This is a genomic window from Alcanivorax sp. (assembly GCF_040118815.1).
Lineage (GTDB): Bacteria > Pseudomonadota > Gammaproteobacteria > Pseudomonadales > Alcanivoracaceae > Alcanivorax.
The window spans coordinates 45,340-65,502 of record NZ_JBEDTC010000011.1; the positions used below are offsets into that span (position 1 = coordinate 45,340).

Annotated in this window: 17 protein-coding genes; 5 read left to right on the top strand and 12 right to left on the bottom strand. The window is 57.6% G+C overall.

Annotation, left to right across the window (positions count from 1 at the left end):
* Positions 1-41: 41 nt before the first annotated feature.
* Positions 42-2,543, bottom strand: a complete 2,502-nt coding sequence (gene plsB / locus ABNH18_RS07575) for a glycerol-3-phosphate 1-O-acyltransferase PlsB (RefSeq protein WP_349382234.1) — start codon at positions 2,541-2,543, stop codon at positions 42-44.
* 188 nt (positions 2,544-2,731) lie between these two features.
* Between plsB and ABNH18_RS07580 the strand changes: the two genes are divergently transcribed.
* Positions 2,732-3,598, top strand: a complete 867-nt coding sequence (locus ABNH18_RS07580) for a Dyp-type peroxidase (protein ID WP_349382235.1) — start codon at positions 2,732-2,734, stop codon at positions 3,596-3,598.
* Positions 3,599-3,709: 111 nt separating this feature from the next.
* Here ABNH18_RS07580 and ccoM read toward each other — a convergent pair whose 3' ends face one another.
* The 11 genes from ccoM to map form a co-directional block, all read right to left on the bottom strand.
* A complete protein-coding gene (ccoM, locus tag ABNH18_RS07585) occupies positions 3,710-3,844 on the bottom strand; it encodes a cytochrome c oxidase subunit CcoM (protein ID WP_349382236.1) in 135 nt (44 codons plus the stop codon).
* 102 nt (positions 3,845-3,946) lie between these two features.
* Positions 3,947-5,548 (bottom strand): aldehyde dehydrogenase family protein, encoded by a 1,602-nt coding sequence (locus tag ABNH18_RS07590; RefSeq protein ID WP_349382237.1) that lies wholly within the window; start codon positions 5,546-5,548, stop codon positions 3,947-3,949.
* A 135-nt stretch (positions 5,549-5,683) separates the two neighbouring features.
* On the bottom strand, positions 5,684-7,780 hold the full coding sequence (locus ABNH18_RS07595; RefSeq protein WP_349382238.1) for an FUSC family protein: 2,097 nt from the start codon (positions 7,778-7,780) through the stop codon (positions 5,684-5,686).
* 10 nt (positions 7,781-7,790) lie between these two features.
* On the bottom strand, positions 7,791-8,669 hold the full coding sequence (locus tag ABNH18_RS07600) for an efflux RND transporter periplasmic adaptor subunit (RefSeq protein WP_349382239.1): 879 nt from the start codon (positions 8,667-8,669) through the stop codon (positions 7,791-7,793).
* A gap of 28 nt (positions 8,670-8,697) precedes the next feature.
* Positions 8,698-8,898 (bottom strand): DUF1656 domain-containing protein, encoded by a 201-nt coding sequence (locus tag ABNH18_RS07605; RefSeq protein WP_349382240.1) that lies wholly within the window; start codon positions 8,896-8,898, stop codon positions 8,698-8,700.
* A gap of 137 nt (positions 8,899-9,035) precedes the next feature.
* A complete protein-coding gene (dapE, locus tag ABNH18_RS07610) occupies positions 9,036-10,169 on the bottom strand; it encodes a succinyl-diaminopimelate desuccinylase (RefSeq protein ID WP_349382241.1) in 1,134 nt (377 codons plus the stop codon).
* An 87-nt stretch (positions 10,170-10,256) separates the two neighbouring features.
* Complete coding sequence (gene dapD / locus ABNH18_RS07615; protein ID WP_349382242.1) at positions 10,257-11,291, bottom strand: 2,3,4,5-tetrahydropyridine-2,6-dicarboxylate N-succinyltransferase; 1,035 nt, start codon at positions 11,289-11,291, stop codon at positions 10,257-10,259.
* Positions 11,292-11,379: 88 nt separating this feature from the next.
* On the bottom strand, positions 11,380-11,727 hold the full coding sequence (locus ABNH18_RS07620) for an ArsC family reductase (RefSeq protein ID WP_349382243.1): 348 nt from the start codon (positions 11,725-11,727) through the stop codon (positions 11,380-11,382).
* Between the two features lie 159 nt (positions 11,728-11,886).
* Positions 11,887-13,080 (bottom strand): succinyldiaminopimelate transaminase, encoded by a 1,194-nt coding sequence (gene dapC / locus ABNH18_RS07625; RefSeq protein ID WP_349382244.1) that lies wholly within the window; start codon positions 13,078-13,080, stop codon positions 11,887-11,889.
* A gap of 4 nt (positions 13,081-13,084) precedes the next feature.
* Positions 13,085-15,757 (bottom strand): [protein-PII] uridylyltransferase, encoded by a 2,673-nt coding sequence (locus tag ABNH18_RS07630; RefSeq protein ID WP_349382245.1) that lies wholly within the window; start codon positions 15,755-15,757, stop codon positions 13,085-13,087.
* A complete protein-coding gene (map, locus tag ABNH18_RS07635; protein WP_349382246.1) occupies positions 15,758-16,552 on the bottom strand; it encodes a type I methionyl aminopeptidase in 795 nt (264 codons plus the stop codon).
* 298 nt (positions 16,553-16,850) lie between these two features.
* Between map and rpsB the strand changes: the two genes are divergently transcribed.
* From rpsB to frr, 4 genes are all read left to right on the top strand, one after another.
* Entirely contained in the window at positions 16,851-17,609 is a 759-nt protein-coding gene (gene rpsB / locus ABNH18_RS07640) for a 30S ribosomal protein S2 (RefSeq protein WP_039925878.1), read from the top strand.
* Positions 17,610-17,674: 65 nt separating this feature from the next.
* On the top strand, positions 17,675-18,553 hold the full coding sequence (tsf, locus tag ABNH18_RS07645; protein ID WP_349382247.1) for a translation elongation factor Ts: 879 nt from the start codon (positions 17,675-17,677) through the stop codon (positions 18,551-18,553).
* Positions 18,554-18,794: 241 nt separating this feature from the next.
* Positions 18,795-19,532 carry a UMP kinase gene (gene pyrH, locus ABNH18_RS07650; RefSeq protein ID WP_039925879.1) on the top strand — a complete coding sequence of 246 codons (738 nt, stop codon included), beginning with the start codon at positions 18,795-18,797 and terminating at the stop codon, positions 19,530-19,532.
* Between the two features lie 38 nt (positions 19,533-19,570).
* Positions 19,571-20,128, top strand: coding sequence for a ribosome recycling factor (frr, locus tag ABNH18_RS07655; protein ID WP_349382248.1), 558 nt, complete (start codon positions 19,571-19,573; stop codon positions 20,126-20,128).
* Positions 20,129-20,163: the final 35 nt, after the last annotated feature.

The following is a 20,163-nucleotide window of genomic DNA, read 5'->3' on the forward strand; positions in this document are numbered from 1 at the left end:
GTCGGTCAATCAGGCCAGCCGCGATGGCCGGCTATCGGATATCACGATGCATCTGACGATGCTGTGACCAAATTCCCCAGGTTGGTTACCCGAGTGACGCGCTGAATCGCATCACTGATATCCGGGCTGAGGATGCGATTGGCTTCGTCATCCAGCGCTTCCAGTTTTTCCCCAAATTCCAGTGCGCCATTGTCATCGGGCGTTACCAGGCCGGTGGAATACAGCTGGGCGATAAAGTTTTTCAGTACTACCTTGTCGAAGAATTCGGGGGAGTTGAATTCATAGAGTAACGACAGTCGTTGGGCGGTCTGGTGAGCCAGCTCGCTCAATTGTTCGGCGGTGAGCATCCCGGATCCGTACTGCACCAGCAACCGAATGGTCAGGTAGTAGCGCTCCAGCGAGGGCATCACTGTTTGTCCCAGATGGTCGAGCATGTCGGATTCATGGGTATGAATCGCGGCGCCATGCAGGCAGTCATTTTCCCGGCCAATCAGTTGTTCCTGTTGCAGCACAGTCACCAGATTGTTGACCGCGGCAGCCAGTTCCTCGTCATCCTGCCAGTGCAAGAAGTACTCGTTACGCAGGAAGGGGTAGAGCAGACGCACCATGCTTTGCAGCACATCCATGCTGATGGAACGCGCATTCATCACAAGCGAACAGATCAGGCCGGGGAGAATAAAGAGGTGCAGGCTGTTGTTGCGCACGTAGGCCATCTGCAGGGCCGTTTTCTCATCGGTGGTGACCACGTCGCCCAGTTTGTGTTCGATGCGATCCAGAAAATCGTGTTCCAGGCCGTATTCGATGATGGCGTTGGCATCGTCCGTGGCCAGTGCGGCGCTGTCGCTGTAAGGCGCCTGTTTGAGCAGTGAGATATACAGATCCAGCTGTTGGCGAAGCTGGGCAATATCCATGGTGTGTTTCGGGGACGCCAGCAATGCCAAACTGAGTAAGTTGATCGGGTTGGCTACGGCGGCGGCGTTGATGGATTCGACCACTTCCTGACCCAGTTCTTGCACCACATGTTTGAACCAGGGGGGGGTGTCACCGGCGGCCACGGTTTCGTTACGCCATTTCGAATTGTGCTGATCCAGGTAGTCCACCAGTTTAATCGGCTCACCAAAATTCAGATGCACCTGCCCAAAGTGGCTGCGCAGAACGGACAGTGACTTCATTAGCCCGCCCACGGATTCTTTTTGCTTTTTCTTGCCGTGCAGTTCGCCGATGTACGAGCCTGCCTCAATCACTTTTTCGTAACCCACATACACGGGGACGAAGGCAATGGGTTTGCGCGAATCACGCAGGAAACTGCGAACGGTCATGGCCAGCATACCGGTGCGCGGTTTGAGCATTCGTCCGCTGCGGCTGCGACCGCCTTCAACAAAGTATTCAATGGAGAAGCCGCGCGCGGTAATGGTGTGCAGGTATTCGCTGAACACCGCTGCGTACAAAGGATTGTCGCGGAAGCTGCGGCGCATAAAGAAGGCGCCAGCACGGCGTAGAATCGTTCCCACAACGGGCAGATTCAAATTGATGCCGGCAGCAATATGCGGGGGCACCAAGCCGTTGCGGAACATCACAAAGGACAGTAGCAAGTAGTCGATGTGGCTGCGGTGGCAAGGCACATAGATGATTTCGTGATCGCCGGCGACCTTGGTTAGGTTGTCCATGTTGTACAGACGAATCCCGCCATACAAACGGTTCCAAACCCAGTTGAGCAGCAACTCCAGAGCCCGGATCACCGTGTGGGAATAATCCGCGGCAATTTCCATGACATAGCTGCGTGCCTTGGCTTCCAGTTTTTCCTCGCTAACGTCCTGGCGTTTTGCCTCTGCCCGAATCACTTCGCGCACGGGAATGGAGTCCACCACGGTGTTGGTTAGGGTGCGCCGGTGTGACAGGTCCGGGCCGATGGCCGCTTCCTGCTGGCGGCGGAAGTGGACACGCAGAATGCGGGAAGCCTTGCGCACTGCCTGGTCGTCTTTCTGGCATTGATCTACCAGAGTGCGCAAAGACATGGGGCGGCTGAACTGTACGTACAGCTGGCGCCCCTGGGTGATGATGATAAAGAATTTCTTGATGAAACCAGCGGGGGACCAGTTATCCGAAAACAGGATGCGCCACATGGAGTTTTCTTTTTCCGGGCGGCGGCCCCAGAACACCGATACTGGCACAAGCTGTACATCTGCCTCCGGGTTGGCACGCAGGGCCGCAACCAGTTTTTCCAGCCGGGGAGGGGACACGGCGCGGCGCTGCCGGCGGTTACCCAGCTGGCGGCGGTAGAGCTGGAAATAGCTGTGGCTCAGGTGCGTTTTACCCAGCGTCAGGCCGCGCAGGGCAGAAGAGAGTCCCAGCTGGCGGGCGGTTTGGTCGGCCACGGCGGCATCGGCCGCAGAACGGTCGCTAAGCACATACACCACCGGGGTGTTGGCGGCGAGTTGTAGTTCCTTGGGATCTGAAGGGAGCGCATTGGCGCGGGTGCACAGGCGTAAAAATACGCGTATGAGAAAGAAACCTAGTCGATCCAGGCCAAGCCACGGTGTCATAGTCGGGTACAGTTAACGAATGTGTGCCAAGTGTATCGAAAGCCCTGATCCCGGAACACCAGTGGATATTTCAATTTGTTTCAGAATTGCTGCGAAAGGCACCATCATACGTGTATGACAGGGGTCTGCTCTGGGTTCACCTGCTATAATTGTGGAGATAATTACCACGCAAAGTGAAGGAGCCTCCGGTGTCGACACCGCAATCCGGTATTTTTGACCGCAGTTACGCCCATCATGTGTTTTTCGAGTTTAGCCTTGGTAGTGGCCATAAAACGGAGTCATTGCGCCAGGTTCTGCGTGATCTGGTTGCGCTGAAGAGTGAAACAACGCCGGTTTTATTGGCTTTCGGTCCGGACCTCTGGGCTTGTTTCGATTCCCGTTTCAGTTTTCCTGCGTTCTCCCTGGAAGGGCATATTCCGGCCACGCAAGGCGATTTGTGGGTGTGGGTGCAAGCTCGTGAAGCGGGGGATTTGTTCGATACCACCATGCGGGTACGCCAGGCCGTGGGTAACTTGCTCGCCACCCAGCTGGAGCTGACGGCTTTTGTCTATCACGACATGCGTGATTTGACCGGCTTTGTGGATGGCATTGGTAACCCTACCGGAGAAAAGGCAGAACAGGCCGCGTTTATTGCCGAGCCGCATCCGGGGGCCGGTGGTAGCTGGGTGCTGACCCAGAAGTGGATACACGATCTGGCTAAATTCAACCAGCTGGCGGTTAGTGAGCAAGAGAACGTGTTTGGCCGTACCAAGGAAGATGCGGTGGAGTTCGATGATGAGCGAATGCCTGCAAATGCCCATGTGGGGCGTGTGGATGTGGACAGAGATGGTGTGCCGCAGAAAATGTGGCGTCGCTCGGTCCCTTACGGAGACAGTGGCCAACACGGTTTGTACTTCCTGGCGTTTTGTTGCGAGCTTGACCGCTACGATTTTCTGATGCGCCGTATGTATGGCATTGCCGATGATTCGGTGAAGGATCGCTTGCTGGACTTCACTCGTCCGGTGATGGGTTCCTGGTGGTATGCCCCGTCCCAGGATTGGCTGGAAGCACTTTGACGTCTACCACCATGGCGGAGATCGGCTAGCGCTGATTTCCGCCTTGGCCATCCTGGTAATTCAGTTGGAGGGGGGGCGTGAGAGCCTATCTCGGCAGAGTGGCTGCCTTGGTCAGTCCTTGTCGCTCGGTGACGCATGGTCTTCATTGCCGGAGTCGAGCCAGATAAACAGGGCAAAGCAGCCCGCAAACAGCAAAATTCCTGCAATAACGGCAATGCCTGCCAATACCACGGTATCCATATACATAAAAAATCCTCCCTGTACCTGTCGTTCTAGCATGACAGGAGCAGGGAGGATGGTGATGACACAGGTCAAGTTTGCCACCGGGAATCCGGCAGCAGCATGACCTTAGTCGCCGGTTTTCCAGCCGGTGAACATTTTCTTCACCAGAAAGGGGGTGAGCTTCAGGGACGCGCCAAGCCACTGGCCGATGCTGGACGGGAAGACGAACAGCAGGGCATTTTTGATGCCGTTGTAGGTGGCTTCATCAAACGGGTACCAGAAGATATTGCGCTTGGCCGGCAGAATATCCCAGTTGACCACTTTCACTTGGGTCATTTCTTCCAGCCCTTCCGGGCCATGGGTGCGGCCAATGCCGGATTCCTTCCAACCCCCCCAGGGAGTTTCGGACAGGCCGTGGCTGTAGAGGTGATCGTTCACTGTGGTGACACCGGTTTGCAATCGGGCGGCAATGGCGCGGCCGCGTTTGTTGTCTTTGGTCCACACAGAGGACGTCAGGGCCAGGTTGGAATCGTTGGCCTTGCGAATAGCTTCTTCTTCATTGGCCACGCGCTGCACGGCAATCAATGGCCCGAAGGTTTCATCGCACAGGGTGAGCATGTCGTCGGTGACCTGGGTGAGCAGGGTGGCCGGGAAGAAGAAGCCGTTCTCCACATTGCCCACTGGGCGAGACTGGGCTTCGATACGCGCGCCTTTGGCTAGCGCATCTTCCATATGCTGCTGCACCGTACGTAGTTGCCCTGCGGTGGTCAGGCTGCCGATATCCACATCAAAACCGCTGCAGCCGATGCCGTGGCGCAGTTGGCGAGTCTTCTTGGCCAGCAGGTCCACGAATTGGTCGTATACCGCATCCACGACATAGACGCGCTCCACGCCACCGCAGCTTTGCCCGGCATTCTGGTAGCCGCCCCAGGCGGCGCCGTTGGTGGCGCGCTCCAGGTCTGCGTCTTCCAGAACCAGCATGGGGTCGTTGCCGCCCAGTTCCAGCGATACCGGGGTCAGCGTCTGAGCTGCCTGGGCCATGAGCGTTTTGCCGGCAGGGACTGAGCCGGTGAAGAACAGCTTGTCGATGCCGTTATCAAAAAAGCCAGTGGCCACTTTGGAGCCAGAGCCAACGATGTGCTGGAACAAGCCTTCAGGAAGTTCGCCGGCCGCGACGATTTGCTCAATGGCGCGGCCCACCGCCGGGGTGGCGGCAGCGACTTTCAGCATCACGCCGTTGCCGGCCATCAGGGCCATGATGATTTCACCGAAGGGAATCGACAGTGGGTAATTCCACGGGCTGATAATGCCCACCACACCGAGCGGCACACGCAGCATGTGCGTGCGCTTGTTGAAGAACAGGATGCTGCCGGCGGGGCGGTTACGTTCTTTCAGGTAATGTTCGGCGTTTTTTGCATACCATTTGCAGGCCAGCGCACAGGGCAGCACTTCGGTGGCCAGGGCATCGGTGAGGGTTTTGCCGTTGCTCTCGCTGACGGTGCGGGCCAGGTCGTCCGCACGGTCTACGATGTAGCTGCGCATCATCTGAATATGGTGGGCTCGCTCCTTGAAGGATTTGGCCGCCCAGATGGCTTGCGCCTCGCGGGCCTTTGCCAGCATTTGTGGCAGGGCTTCAAGATTGGTTTCGCTCAATTCAGCGACGGCGGTGCCGGTGGCCGGATTGGTATCTACCACCACATTGGCGGTGAGTTTCTCTTGTGCAGTCATGTGAAGGGGGGCTCCATCACGGCGGGCCGCAGTGGGCGGCCAGCGGGCTATTCGGGGCGTATAAACGATCGCTAGGGAAACATAGAGTAAACACGCTGGCTAGGGCCTGTCGACAGGAATTTGGGGGAGTTCCGCCTAGCCGGTACCGGAAGCATTCCCTGCTGTGCCATCCAGCTGTGCAGTCCCGGCCAGGCGAGAGGCCATGCGCTCGAAGGTCAGCGCTATGCGTTCCACGGCGCCGGCAATCAGCTCCTGGTTGCGTTGCTCCAGATTACCGGCTTCGGCCATGGCCGCTTTCAGGTGCTCGGAGGCGTCTCGAAAACCTCCGTCCGCGTGTCCCCTGGCGCAGGCCTGGTAGGCATCGGCCAGGGACTGTTGCCATTGTGCGGCGCTGTTTTGCAGGGTGGGGGATGTCTGGGTATTGATACGCCCTTGTACCCATAACGAAACCTGACCCAGGTTGAGACCGGTCAGCCCCAGGTCGGTGAAGTGACGCTGCTCTTCGGGCAGAGCCTTGTCACAGATAGTGAGCCAACGAAGGCGGTCCGCCATGCGAGCATTGAAACCTTCTTCATTGATACGGTGGCGATGATGGCCAATCATCGCCAGGTCCGCGGCGGTATCGCGAATTAATCGTCGGCGAAGGCTGGGCCCGCTGGGTGGTGTGATTAAGCGGAACATCATGAAGGCGATGAAGATGCCACCGGAAATGGCCAGGCCGTTGCTGGCGACACGGGCCACATCGAAATCCATGGCGTTACCGGGCTGCACCAAGATGATGTAGGGGGTGCAGAAACCGAGCCCATAAGCCAGGGTGGACGGGTTGCTGATGGCCAGCAACGCTACGAACAACGGTGCGCCCAGAATCAGGATAAGTAGGGGGAAGTCTCCATTACTCAGGGCCAGCAGGGGCAGAGTGAAAAACAGGGCGACGGGGGCGGCGAGCACCGAGGTAATGGTAGCCCGGCGCAGTACTACATCTGGTTCGGGCAGGCGGGCAAAAAGAATGGTGAAGATCACCGGCATGATCATCAGCATGATGGCCATGGGGCTCGCTGTGCCGATCCACAATCCTGCGGCAATCATGAACACCAGCGCACTGCGAACCCCTACGGCGGCGGCGATTTGCAGGTCACGGTAGGGTTTCAGGCCCTGTGGGCGCAGTTGCATTTCCTTGCTGAAATGCAGGGCCCGGTTGGCTTCCAGAGCGAGAATGATGTCAGCGGTCAAATTTAGGGCGACCTGGAAAAAACGTCTTTGTAGTGGTGAGGCGTCGTCGTCCTGTTCGCCGCTGGCGGTACGCAATTGTTGACGCAGGGATTGCACTTCTTCCATGGCGTCTTCGGCGGATTGAGTTTCGCGCATGCGCTTGAATGACTGACGTAATGATTCAAGCATGTCCTGCAGAGCGGGTGTCAGTAATTCACTGTGGTTACGCATCAGGCGGCCGATGACCCGAATGCGGGCAATCAGCGACAGGGTCTTGTGGCAGATGACGGTGGCGGCGCGGGCCCGGCCCGGGCCTTGGGCGCCTTCGTACAGGACGGCGCTGCTGTCATCACTCAAGGGGAAAATGCTTTGCAACAGGGTGTCCACTTGGATGTGACGTTGGGCGTGGGTGCCGGTCGGGTTGAGCTCCAGTTCCAGATAGGCAAGGGTTTTATTGAGGGCACCACGGGCGTGTTTTTGTAGCAGATGGCTGACGCGGGCCGGCCAGAGCAGATTACTGGCCAGGGTTGCACAAACCGCGCCGACAATAATTTCGCTGACACGAGCGTTGGCCACATGAAAAATGCCCACACTGGAAGTGGTGGTCGGGTTGGCGATGGAGATCACCACAATCAGGGTTGCGGTAATGCCGGCCATGGCAAAGCCATAAATGAAATTGGCTTGCCGCACCCAGGCAGAAGCAGCCGCATTGAGGCCGATCCACAGGGTCAGTGCCAAAAGTGCCATGAACGGGTAGGGCAACAAGGTGGCGAGGATCAGTAGGCCCATGGCGCCGCCCACCAGGGTGCCGCCAATCTGGCACAGGCCTTTTTCAATCACCAGGCCGGTTTCAGGGCGCACCTGCAGAAACACTGCAGAAATAAGCGCCCAGTAGGGGCGCTCCAGTTGCATGAGCATGGACAGGTAGAGCGCCAGGCTCATGGCAATAATGCCTTTGAGCGCAAAGAGCACCGAGTGGCGCTCGGGGGTGAGGATCACGGCCAAGCGAGGCGGTAACGTCATGGCAGGAAAATCATTTTTTGGCTGGTGCGTCGTGCAGGCGCACGGTGGCGGTCATGCCGGCGGCAAGCAGGATGTCATCGGGCACCGATTCCAGTTCGATATGCACCGGAATGCGTTGGGCCAGTCGCACCCAGTTAAAGGTTTGTTGTACTTGTGGAAGTAATTGGCGGTCCGTCTGGGTGTTGGCGTTGGCGATGGCTTGTCCCACGCTGGTGACTTTTCCCTGCAGGGTGCGCGAGCCATTCATGAGAATCACGGATGCGTTCTGGCCCAGGTGCACCAACGGCAATTTGGTTTCCTCGAAATAGCCGGTGACATAGAAGCTGTCGGCTTTAACCATCGACACTACCGGGTTGCCCTGGTTTACAAAGTTACCTTCCTGCAGGGTCAGATTGACGATGGTGCCGTCTGCCGGTGCATGAATACGGGTGCGCTCAAGGTTGATGTTGGCGCTGTCCAGCTCGGCGTTGGCCAAGGCCACATTGGCTTTCGCCAGCTGGGCCTGAATGCCGGCGCTTTCCAGGGCCTCCTTGCTGATGCTGTTGTTGTTGCTGCGGTGCAGGTCTTGGCGTCGCTGGTATTGGTGTTGGGCAAGACGCAGTGCTTCCTGCTGGTAGAGCAGCTGGGCTTCGGCTTTGGCCTGCGCGGCCTGATAACGAGTGTCATCGATGCTGAACAGTGGGTCGCCGTGGCTGACGGTCTGGTTGTCTTCAATGTTGAGTTCGCGGACCCAGCCGGACACATCCGGAGACAGGGTGATAATTTCTGCCCGCACTTTGCCGTCCCGGGTCCAGGGAGCATAGAGATAGTAATTCCACACCCAGTTTCCGGCGATTAAGGCCAGAATGACCAGCACGACGGTGACCAGAATTCGAAACGATTGTCGCATGGCGCGTCCTTGTGTCACTCAGTAAAGGTTAGCTCAACAGTCGCAGGGAGAGGGCGACGAAACAGATGAACAGGGAAAGGTAGAACCAGGCGCCTTTCCAGACTTGATTGTGCCAACCCAGTTGTCGCAGCAATAGGTGGCTGATTAACGTGAGCGTAAGCGCTAGCAGTACAAGCAGCACCATGGGGCTGAACAGCATGCCGCCCACAGGGATTTCATGCAGCCACATGGTGACTCCCGATCCGTGATGACGTTTTTATAGTAGGGGCAGTTTGCCTGAATGTGTAGCGGGGCGCTGCGCTTGCCTGATGCCGTCGTTCAGGCAGGCATCAGGCACGTTGTTTTCATGGTTTTGTCGTAACGGGGTTATCCGTTGGTCATCAGGTGCTGGAGCAGGCGCTGATAAATCTGTGTGAGGGTGTCCAGTTCGCTGATGCTGGTGTGCTCGTCCACCTTGTGAATGGTGGCATTGGTGGGGCCCAGTTCCACCACCTGAGTGCCGGTGGGGGCGATGAAACGGCCATCGCTGGTGCCGCCGGCGGTGGACAGTTCGGTGTCCAGCTCAGTGACATCACGGATGGCGTCCACCGCTGCATCCACCAGCGCGCCGCGATCGGTGAGAAACGGCTGGCCGGACAGGGTCCATTTCAGGTCATAGTCCAGGCCATGTTTGGCAAAGATCGCCTCAGTACGCTCGCGCAAAATGGCGTCAGTGAGCTCGGTGGAAAAACGAAAATTGAAAATGATTTCGCAGGTGCCGGGAATCACATTGGTGGCACCGGTGCCACCGTTGATATTGGAAATCTGGAAACTGGTGGCGGGGAAGAAATCGTTGCCCTGATCCCATTCGGTCGTTGCTAGTTCTGCCAGAGCGGGGGCCACATCGTGGACCGGATTGCGGGCCAGATGTGGGTAGGCCACATGTCCCTGGATTCCCTTCACGGTGAGCTTTGCACCCAATGAACCGCGGCGGCCGTTCTTGATCACGTCCCCCACGGTGTTGGTGGAGGACGGTTCACCAACCAGGCAGTAATCCATATGTTCCTGGTGGGCTTCCAGGTGCTCTACCACCTTGACGGTACCGTTCACTGACGGACCTTCTTCGTCAGCGGTAATCAGAAACGCCAGGCTGCCGTTATGGTCCGGGTGGGCGGCGATAAAATCTTCCATGGCCACCATCATGGCGGCGATGGAGCCTTTCATATCCGCGGTCCCACGCCCGTACAGCAAATCGCCTTCTTCGGTGGGCGTGAACGGATCGTATTTCCAGGCGGCGACGTCACCGGTGGGCACCACATCGGTATGGCCAGCAAAGGCGAATAACGGTCCTTGCTTGCCGCGGCGAGCCCACAGGTTTCGCACTTCCTTGAACCACAGGGTTTCGCACTCGAAACCCAGCGCTTCGAGCTTTTCGATCATCCAGTCCTGACAGCCTTCATCTTCCGGAGTGACGGAAGCGCGGCGGATGAGTTCCTTGGTGTAGTCGAGGGTGCGGGACATTAATATACGCTCCAGCTTCGCTGGCACGTCTCACGCAACACGCAACACGGAAAAGCGTGCTGCATGAGGCGTGGTGCGTGCTGCGGCTCAGTTATGCTTATGCAGCTCTTCGTTCAGGGCAATGGCGCTCTTGTTGGTGAGGCACTGCACGGCACCGCTGAGGGTGTCACGACGGAACAGCAGGTCGGATTGGCCGGCCAGCTCTCGGGCTTTGACGGTGTTGGCGATCTCGCCTTTGTCGTCCAGCAGTTGCACCTTGGAGCCGGAGGTGATGTACAGGCCGGCTTCGATGGTGCAGCGGTCGCCCAGTGGGATACCGGTGCCGGCATTGGCGCCGAGCAGGCAGCCTTCGCCCAGGGAAATGATGATATTGCCACCGCCAGACAGGGTGCCCATGGTGGACGCGCCACCGCCTATGTCGGAGCCTTTACCCACAAACACACCAGCGGAGATGCGGCCTTCGATCATGCCCGGGCCTTCAGTGCCGGCGTTAAAGTTGATGAAGCCTTCGTGCATGATGGTGGTGCCTTCGCCCACGTAGGCGCCCAGGCGAACCCGGGAGGTATCGGCGATGCGTACACCGGCAGGGACCACGTAGTCGGTCATCTTGGGGAATTTGTCCACGCTGTTCACTTCCAGCACCTTGCCGTTCAGGCGGGCCAGCAGTTGACGCTCGGGCAGCTCTTCCAGATCTACGGCACCTTCATTGGTCCAGGCCACGTTGGGCAGCAGCGGGAACATGCCGGACAAGTTAACGCCGTGGGGTTTCACCAGACGGTGCGAGATCAGGTGCAGCTTGAGATAGGCTTCCGGGGTGGTGGCGGGCTCGGCGTCCGTTTCCAGAACGGTCAGCACCACCGGGCGATCGGATTCCTGAAACGCTACGGCATAGCTGGCTTCGTGCTCGAAACCGGCTTCACGCCATTCGCGGGCAATATGCTGAACCTGGCGATGGGTCAGTTCCATGGCTGCGTTGCCGCCCTGGTAATCCAGCTCGTCGCGAATCACGTCGATCAGTTTGTCGTCCGGGTTAAGAGCCGGGTCCGGGTAAAAGACTTCGAGCCAGTTATCGTTACGGTTCTTGGTGCCGCACCCCAGTGCGATGGCGAAAAAATTACTCATGATGTCTCCTGACGTCGAGCTGGAGGCCTGATGCAGGAGGCCGGACGCTGATTTAGGGAGCGTCGGGCATCCGGCTGGGCGTCCGGCGTTATTTCAATGTGGCTTCCCACTCGTCGGCCTTGAAGCCGGCAAGAATGAAATCGTTGTTCTGCAAAATCGGGCGCTTGATGACTGACGCGTTTTCCATGGCCAGATTGACGGATTTTTCCGTGTTCATGGATTCCTTGACCGCATCGTCCAGTTTACGCCAGGTGGTGCCGCGTTTGTTGATCACGGTTTCCCAGCCCAGCGCTTCCAGCCATTGGCGTAAACGTTGTTCCGGCACGCCTTCTTTCTTGTAGTCGTGAAAGTGATAGGCCACGCCGTTGTCATCCAGCCATTTCATGGCTTTCTTCATGGTATCGCAGTTCTTGATACCAAAGACGGTCAGTTCCATGGAAAACCTATAAAGCAGTTGAAAGTTCAAAGTTCAAAGTTGAAACGCGATCATGGTCCTGCATAAGCTCGATGTCTTACTCACGCTTGGGCTCATCTGTTTCTCGGGCAGGGTATTTGATTCCTGCCCAGGCCTGTCCTGTCACGCGCTTTTCAACTTTTAACTTTCATCTTGTAACTCATCCAGCAACGCCTTGATGCGTTTGGCGCCTTCCATACATTCATCCAGCGGTGCCACCAAGGCCATGCGCACTCGATTTTCTCCCGGGTTTTTACCATTGATGGTGCGTGATAAATAGCGGCCGGGTAGTACGGTGACGTTCTGTTCTGCTTGCAAGCGCTGGGCAAACACTTCGTCACTGATGGGCGTTTTGGGCCATAAGTAGAAGCCCGCTGCCGGGGCGGATACCTTAAGGGGGCCGCCAAGAATGTCCAGTACCGCGTCAAATTTTTCCCGATACAGGGCTCGGTTGGTCTGTACATGTTTTTCATCGTTCCAGGCGGCGATGCTGGCCAGCTGGTGGTGAATCGGCATGGCGCAGCCGTGATAGGTACGGTAGCGCAAAAAACGTTTCAACACTTCGCTGTCACCGGCGGCAAAGCCAGAACGAAGGCCCGGCAGGTTGGAGCGTTTGGACAGGGAATGAAAGACTACGCAGCGGCGGTAATCGTGGCGGCCCATTTCAGCGCAGGCTTCCAGCAGCCCGGCGGGGGGCTTGTCGCGGTAGATTTCCGAATAGCACTCGTCCGAGGCGATGACAAAATCGTACTTGTCGGCCAGCTCAATCAGGGCCTTGAGCTGGGCCTTGCTGAGTGTGGCGCCGGTGGGATTCCCCGGGGTGCAGATAAACAGTAGCTGGGTACGGATCCAGGTGTCTTCGCTGACTGCATCGAAGTCCGGCTGCAAGCCAGTGGCATCGGTGCAGGGCAGGTACATGGGTTCGCCGCCGGCCAGCAGCGTTGCCCCTTCGTAAATCTGGTAGAAGGGGTTGGGCATTAGCACCAGCGGCTGACGCTGGCGGTCTACCACTGCCTGGGTAAAGGAAAACAGGGCTTCCCGGGTGCCGTTTACCGGCAGCACCTGGCTGGCCGGGTCGATATTTTGCAGGTGAAAGCGGCGCTTGAGCCACTGGCCGATGGCCTCGCTCAATTCCGGTATGCCGGCGGTGGTCGGGTAGTTGGATAACCGCGCGGTGTTGTCTTTCAATACCTGTTGCACGAAATCCGGCGACGGGTGTTTCGGTTCGCCGATGGACAGGGCAATGGGCGACTTGTCCGATTGGGGCAAGCCGCTGAACAGGGTTTTCAGTTTTTCAAACGGGTAGGGGTGCAACCGTTCCAGATCTGGATTCATAGGGTCAGGTGTTTCCGTTGTTCTTGTCGTCGAGTTCTTGCTTGAGGGTTTGCTGCAGTTCCTGGCACAAGGTTGAGTCGGAAACCGGTTCGCCATCAAGGTCGGTAATGAAGAAAACGTCTTCGGCGCGTTCGCCCAGGGTGGCAATGCGGGCGTTCTGAACCAGAATTTCAAAGCGCATGAAAATGCGCCCGATGTGGGCGAGCAGGCCGGGGCGGTCCAGGGTCTGAATGTCCACGGCCGTGCGATCGTTGACGATGTCGTTGCTGATTACCACCTGGGTGGGTACATCAAAGTGCTTGTTGCGCCGAGGCATACGGCGGCTCACCGTGGTGGCATAGCGGTCCGGGTACTTCAGCGTTTCGGTGAGGGTTTTGCGGATCTGTTCGATGCGCGCCCAGTCTTCGCCGATGGGGGTGCCGTGTTCGTCCAGCACGATGTAGGTATCCAGGCTGAAACCGTCCACGCTGGTGATAATGCGCGCATCCATAATGGTCAGGCCCAGGCTGTCCAGCGCGTTCACGGTGGCGCTGAACAGGTTGCGGGTGTCCGGGGTGTAAATGAAGATCTGTGAGCCGCCGGCCAGCACGCTCTGGCTGGATTCGCGAATCAGTACCAGTGGATCGTCCGGGTCTTCCCGGTCGAGCAGCGCTTCGGTGTGCCAGGAAATATCCCGCGGGGTTTCGCGCAGGAAGTATTCATCCCCGATGTTGCTCCACAGGGCTTCGATTTTGCCGCCGTCGTGATCCCGGTCTGTGAGCAGTCGCAGGGCCGCATCGCGGGTTTCGTCGATCCAGTCCTGTTTTTCCACCGGGTTGTTGAGGCCACGGCGCAGGGCGCGCTTGGTTTCGGTATACAGCTGACGCAACAGGGAGGCGCGCCAGGAATTCCACAGGGTGGGGTTGGTGGCGTTGATGTCCGCCACGGTGAGCACATAGAGATAATCCAGATGCACCAGATCGCCCACCTTGCGGGCGAAATCGTAGACCACGTCCGGGTCGGAGATATCCTTGCGCTGGGCGGTCACGCTCATAGTCAGGTGGTTGCGTACCAGCCAGGCCACCAGCTTGCCGTCCCAGGCGGTGAGCCCGTGGCGCTGGCAGAAAGCGATGGCGTCTTCTGCGCCGAGCTGGGAGTGGTCGCCGCCACGGCCTTTGGCGATATCGTGGTAGAGGCCGGAGGCGTACAGCAACTCGGGCTTGGGCAGGCGGTAGAACACTTCACTGGCCAGCGGAAACTCTTCGCGCAGGTCTTCGTAGCGTAGCCGGCGCATGTTCTTGATCACCAGCAGGGTGTGGGCATCCACGGTATAAATATGGAACAGGTCGTACTGCATCATGCCAATGATGCCGCCGAATTCCGGCAGGTACTTACCCAAAATGCCGTAGCGCTTCATGCGGCGCAGTTGGGAGAACAGGGCATGGGGGCTGCGTAGCAGCTGCATGAACAGGTCTGTGTTAACCGGATTGTTGCGGAAGGCGTCGTCGATCTGGCGGCGATTGTAGATCAGGGCGCGGACCGTGGAGGCGCGAATACCTTTCAGGTCCGGGTTCTGTGCCATCAGGACAAAGGCTTCCAGCAGGGCGCTTGGGTGTTGCTCTAAGACATCCGGGCTGCTGATTTCCAGGTAATCGTTGCGCACCTGGAAACGGCGATTGAGTGGGCGCACCTGCTCCTGGGTGTCGCTGCGCAGTATCACTTCATCAAAGAGCTGCAGCAGCATTTCGTTGAGTACGGACAGGGCAAGGGCGACTCGGTAGAAGCCCTTCATGAAGTGCTCCACCCCCAGGTTGGCGCTGGTGTCTTCGTGGCCTAGTCGGCTAGCCAGTTGCCGCTGGTGATCGAATAGCAGACGGTTTTCGTTACGGTCGGTTTGCACATGCAACTGCCAGCGCACTTCCCAGAGGTAGTCCAGGCACTTGCGCAGCACACCGTACTCTTCCGGGGTCAGGAAGCCGTCGTTGACCAGTGCTTCCAGGCTGTCGGCATTGAAGTGGCGTTTGGCGACCCAGGCGATCATCTGCACATCGCGCAGGCCGCCGGGGGCGTTTTTCAGGTCAGGTTCGAGATTGTATTCGGTGTCATTGAAGCGCTTGTGGCGGGCGGTCTGTTCTTCCCACTTGGCGGCGAAGAAGGCGGCGGAGTCCCACATATGTTCCGGGCCGGTGCGGTCTTCCAGATGCCCGCGCAGGGTGTCGTTTCCCGCCAGGGTACGCGCTTCCATGATGTTGGTGGCCACGGTGATGTCTTCCCGTGCCAGGTCCACGCACTCGTCCAAGGTGCGCACCGCATGGCCAATTTCCAGGCCCATATCCCAAAGGAAGGCGACGAAACGCTCAAGGCTATCGCATAGCGCCTGTTCCGGCGTGTCAGCGAGCAGCACCAGCAAATCCACATCGGAGCAGGGGTGCAGTTCCCCGCGGCCATAGCCGCCTACGGCAACCAGCGCCACATCATCCCGTTCGGCCATGCCAAACAGGGACCAGGCCGCGATCATCACCTGATCCACCATGGTCGCTCGGGCCTGGACCAGCTCGGTAATGTTGGTGGCTTCAAACGCCTGGTTCAGGCGTTCTTGCCCCTGAGCCAGATATTGACGGGCGTATTGGCCGGGTTGGGCGTTTTCCTGCAGAGCGTCGAGCAGGGAGTCCTGAGATATTGCGGGTAGCAATGACACTTAATAAAGGTCCGTTTCTTCGCTGCGGGCAGTGAGGACTTCGTAGCCATCGGCAGTGACGGCGATGGTGTGTTCCCACTGGGCGGACAACTTGCGGTCTTTAGTGACCACGGTCCAGGCGTCGGGCAGCAGTTTATTGGCGGCTTTGCCGGCGTTGATCATGGGCTCGATGGTGAACACCATACCTTCTTGTAATTCAAGACCCGTGCCTGGCTTGCCGTAGTGCACCACCTGGGGCTCTTCGTGGAAGCCTTCGCCGATACCGTGCCCGCAGTATTCCCGCACCACAGAGAAGCGTTCGCCCTCGGCCATTTTCTGAATCCGATGGCCAATGTCGCCAAGCTGTATGCCCGGCCGGACCATGCGGATACCGGCCAACATGCATTCGCGGGTGGTTTCCACCAGTCGGCGGGCCAATACAGACGGTTCGCCCACGTAAAACATCTTTGAGGTGTCGCCATGCCAGCCGTTTTTGATGACAGTGACATCGATGTTGACGATATCGCCTGTTTTCAGGGCTTTGCGGTCGCTGGGAATGCCGTGGCAGACCACATGGTTTACCGAGGTGCAAACCGATTTGGGGAAGGGCATGCGACCTGGGGCGCCGCCATAGCCTAGCGGAGCAGGGATTGCCTGCTGCTTATTGACGATATGCTCGTGGCAGATACGATCCAGTTCCTCGGTGGTGACCCCCGGCTTGACGTACTCGCCGATCATTTCCAGGACTTCGGCGGCCAGCTTGCCCGCTTCACGCATTTGCTCGATTTGCTCGGGGGTTTTAATGACGACATTCATGATGCTTGGGGAAACTCCTGCTTTTTCAGTGAGTTGGGCGGGGCTTGGGCAAAGCGTTTCGGGCCGGGTAGGCACCTTTTCGTTGCCTGCGAGGGGCGGCTGTGGTATAAAGCGCGCGCTTTCCCGCTCTGCGTCGGTCAACACACGACGGTGTCGCATTGTAACCGCCGATGAGTGGGGAAGGAAATCACACATGCCCCGTCACATAGCCCTGGGTGCCTTCTGGTCTTTAAGTCAGACCGATTTGGTTGGGTTTATGCGGGGGCGTGGAGGCCTAACCCAAAGTGGAGTACTAACAATGTCTAGCGTAACGATGCGCGATATGCTGAAAGCGGGTGTGCACTTCGGTCACCAAACCCGTTACTGGAACCCGAAGATGAATGCTTACATCTTCGGCGCCCGCAACAAGATTCACATCATCAACCTGGAGCAGACCCTGCCCCTGTTCAACGACGCCATGGCGTTTCTGAACAAGCTGGCTGCCAGCAACAACAAGATCCTGTTTGTTGGTACCAAGCGTGCAGCGCAGAAAGCGGTGAGCGAAGAAGCTCAGCGTTGCGGTATGCCCTATGTGGATCACCGTTGGTTGGGCGGCATGCTCACCAACTGGAAAACCATTCGTCAGTCCATCAAGCGGTATCGTGAGCTGGAAGCCCAGTTCCAAGATGGCACTTTTGACAAGCTGACCAAGAAAGAAGCCCTGATGCGTAAGCGCGAGATGGATAAGCTCGAGCGTTCCATCGGTGGTATCAAGGATATGGGCGGCCTGCCTGACGCACTGTTCGTGATCGACGTGGATCACGAAGATATTGCGCTGCAGGAAGCTCGCAAGCTGGGTATCCCGGTTGTTGCGGTGGTTGATACCAACTCCAACCCGGATGGCGTTGATTACGTCATTCCCGGCAACGACGACGCAATCCGCGCCATTCAGCTGTATGTGAAAGCAGCAGCTGACGTGATTCTGGAAGGCAAGCAGTACGCCCAGAACCAGACCGGTGGCGAGAGCGAGTTCGTCGAGGTAGCAGATGAAGCCCAAGGCGAAAAAGCCGAAGGTTAATCTATGGTAGGCGAGCCTCTGGCTCGCCCGCTTTACCGAAACATACCCAATTTAAGAGGATAATCATGGCTGCTGTCACTGCTGCAATGGTTAAAGAGCTTCGTGAGCGTACCGGTCTTGGCATGATGGAGTGCAAGAAGGCGCTGGTCGAAGCAGATGGCGATATCGAAAAAGCCATTGACGATATGCGTAAATCCGGCCAGGCCAAAGCGGCCAAGAAAGCCGGTCGCACCGCCGCTGAAGGTGGTGTTGTGATTGCTACTAACGACGCGAACACTGTTGGCGTGATGGTGGAAATCAACTCTGAAACCGATTTCGTTGCCCGTGATGAAAACTTCCTGGGCTTCTGCGACAAAGTGGCTAACGCTGCTTTGGTTGCCGGTGAAACTGACGCTGCTAAAATTGGCGAGCTGAAACTGGAAGACGGCGCGACGGTTGAAGAAGCCCGTCAGGCGCTGGTTCAGAAAATCGGCGAGAACATCCAGATCCGTCGTGCTGCCAAGCTGGAAGCGGAAGGTGCCATTGGCGCTTACGTTCACGGCGGCCGTATTGGTGTTCTGATTGCCCTGAAAGGTGGCGATTCTGAGCTGGGTAAAGACGTGGCCATGCATGTGGCTGCCGTTAACCCGATGGTCGTCAGCGGCGATCAGGTGCCTGCCGATGTGCTGGAAAAAGAGAAAGAGATCATCCGTGCCCAGCCTGACATGGAAGGCAAGCCGGCTGAGATCGTTGAAAAAATGCTCGGCGGCCGTATCAACAAGTACCTGAAAGAGGTGAGCTTGTTGGATCAGCCGTTCGTAAAAAATCCGGAGTCCACAGTTGGTGCGCTGGTTAAAGCGGCCGGTGCTGAAATCGTCGCTTTCGAGCGTCTGGTTGTCGGCGAAGGTATCGAGAAAGAAGAAGTCGACTTCGCTGCCGAAGTGGAAGCTGCGGCCAAAGGCTAAGGCTTGCGAGTTCGATGTGTGAAAAGACGCCTTGCTGACTTGATCAGCAGGGCGTTTTTTTCGCCTGTTGAATGACGAAAAGTGAAAAGCGCTTGCAACCATCGTGCGGGGCGGTACTGTGCTATGCAGCGCAGGCTCGCGCGTCTGAATGCAGCGAAAGGCCGGCCTGGGCCGGTGAAAATGATGATGATGGCGGGTTATTCATGGGTGGCGGTTTCGTATGAGTGGTGGAGAGAAAGACATGCCGACGAACAAGGAGCGCTCACCGCGCTATAACCGTATTCTGCTCAAGCTGAGCGGTGAGGCACTGGCGGGTGAAGAGGGCTTCGGAATTGACCCGAAGGTGCTGGATGCCATTTCCCTGGAAATCGGCCAATTAGTTGGCATTGGCGTTCAGGTCGGCCTGGTCGTTGGTGGTGGCAATTTGTTCCGTGGTGCCGCGTTGCAGAGCGCCGGCTTGGACAGGGTCGCCGGGGACCATATGGGCATGCTGGCTACCGTAATGAATGGCCTGGCCCTGCGCGATGCGCTGGAGCGTTCCAATATCCGCACCCGCCTGATGTCAGCCATTCCCATGAGCGGTGTGGTAGAGCACTACGACCATCGCAATGCCAACCGCCACCTGAAAAACGGTGAAGTGGTCATCTTCTGCGCGGGTACCGGCAACCCCTTCTTTACCACGGATTCAGCTGCGTGCTTGCGCGGCATTGAGATCAGCGCCGATGTGGTATTGAAGGCGACCAAGGTGGATGGGGTCTATAATGACGATCCGGTGAAAAACCCGGATGCGGTCAAGTATGACACCTTGACCTATGATGAAGTGCTGGATAAGAAGCTGGGTGTCATGGATCTGACGGCGATTTGTTTGTGCCGTGATCATGCCATGCCGCTGCGTGTTTTTGATATGAACAAGAAGGGTGCCTTGCTCAACCTGATGCTGGGCGGCAGTGAAGGTACCTTGGTGGAAGCCGCGCAATAAGCGCTGGCGATAGCCGCTGATAGAAGCGAGGAACAACGGTGATTGACGATATTCGTAGTGATGCGCAAAGCCGCATGAAAAAGAGTCTAGAGGCGCTGGATACGGCCATGAAACGGGTGCGTACTGGCCGGGCACACCCCAGCCTGCTGGACAACATTACCATCGAGTACTACGGCGCAGAGACGCCCCTCAACCAGATGGGCAACATTTCCGTGGAAGAGGGCCGAACGCTGACGATCTCACCGTTCGACAAGTCTCTGATTCCGCAAATTGAACGCGCCATCATGATGTCTGATCTGGGCCTTAACCCGTCTACTTCAGGTACGCTGATTCGTTTGCCATTGCCGCCGCTGACCGAGGAAACTCGTCGGGATCTGGTTAAAGTGGTTCGTGCGGAAGCGGAGAAGGCTAGAGTATCCGTGCGCAACGTGCGCCGTGATGCCAATGGCGATTTGAAAGAGCTGCTCAAGGAAAAAGAAATCTCCGAAGACGAGCAGCGCCGTGGCGAAGAACAGATCCAGCAGCTCACCGACAAAATGGTGGCGGAAGTGGAAAGTGTTCTGAAAGAGAAAGAAGAGGAATTGATGACCGTTTAATCGCTGCTTGCGAACGGTGATCTGACTGACATTTC

What these genes read in the sequence shown, in the direction of transcription:
- ABNH18_RS07600 (WP_349382239.1), bottom strand. Translation starts at nt 8,669, where the DNA reads ATGCGACAATCGTTTCGAATTCTGGTCACCGTCGTGCTGGTCATTCTG.
- dapD (WP_349382242.1), bottom strand. Translation starts at nt 11,291, where the DNA reads ATGAGTAATTTTTTCGCCATCGCACTGGGGTGCGGCACCAAGAACCGT.
- tsf (WP_349382247.1), top strand. Translation starts at nt 17,675, where the DNA reads ATGGCTGCTGTCACTGCTGCAATGGTTAAAGAGCTTCGTGAGCGTACC.
- dapC (WP_349382244.1), bottom strand. Translation starts at nt 13,080, where the DNA reads ATGAATCCAGATCTGGAACGGTTGCACCCCTACCCGTTTGAAAAACTG.
- plsB (WP_349382234.1), bottom strand. Translation starts at nt 2,543, where the DNA reads ATGACACCGTGGCTTGGCCTGGATCGACTAGGTTTCTTTCTCATACGC.
- rpsB (WP_039925878.1), top strand. Translation starts at nt 16,851, where the DNA reads ATGTCTAGCGTAACGATGCGCGATATGCTGAAAGCGGGTGTGCACTTC.
- ABNH18_RS07620 (WP_349382243.1), bottom strand. Translation starts at nt 11,727, where the DNA reads ATGGAACTGACCGTCTTTGGTATCAAGAACTGCGATACCATGAAGAAA.
- ABNH18_RS07595 (WP_349382238.1), bottom strand. Translation starts at nt 7,780, where the DNA reads ATGACGTTACCGCCTCGCTTGGCCGTGATCCTCACCCCCGAGCGCCAC.
- map (WP_349382246.1), bottom strand. Translation starts at nt 16,552, where the DNA reads ATGAATGTCGTCATTAAAACCCCCGAGCAAATCGAGCAAATGCGTGAA.
- ABNH18_RS07590 (WP_349382237.1), bottom strand. Translation starts at nt 5,548, where the DNA reads ATGACTGCACAAGAGAAACTCACCGCCAATGTGGTGGTAGATACCAAT.
- dapE (WP_349382241.1), bottom strand. Translation starts at nt 10,169, where the DNA reads ATGTCCCGCACCCTCGACTACACCAAGGAACTCATCCGCCGCGCTTCC.
- ABNH18_RS07605 (WP_349382240.1), bottom strand. Translation starts at nt 8,898, where the DNA reads ATGTGGCTGCATGAAATCCCTGTGGGCGGCATGCTGTTCAGCCCCATG.
- pyrH (WP_039925879.1), top strand. Translation starts at nt 18,795, where the DNA reads ATGCCGACGAACAAGGAGCGCTCACCGCGCTATAACCGTATTCTGCTC.
- ccoM (WP_349382236.1), bottom strand. Translation starts at nt 3,844, where the DNA reads ATGTATATGGATACCGTGGTATTGGCAGGCATTGCCGTTATTGCAGGA.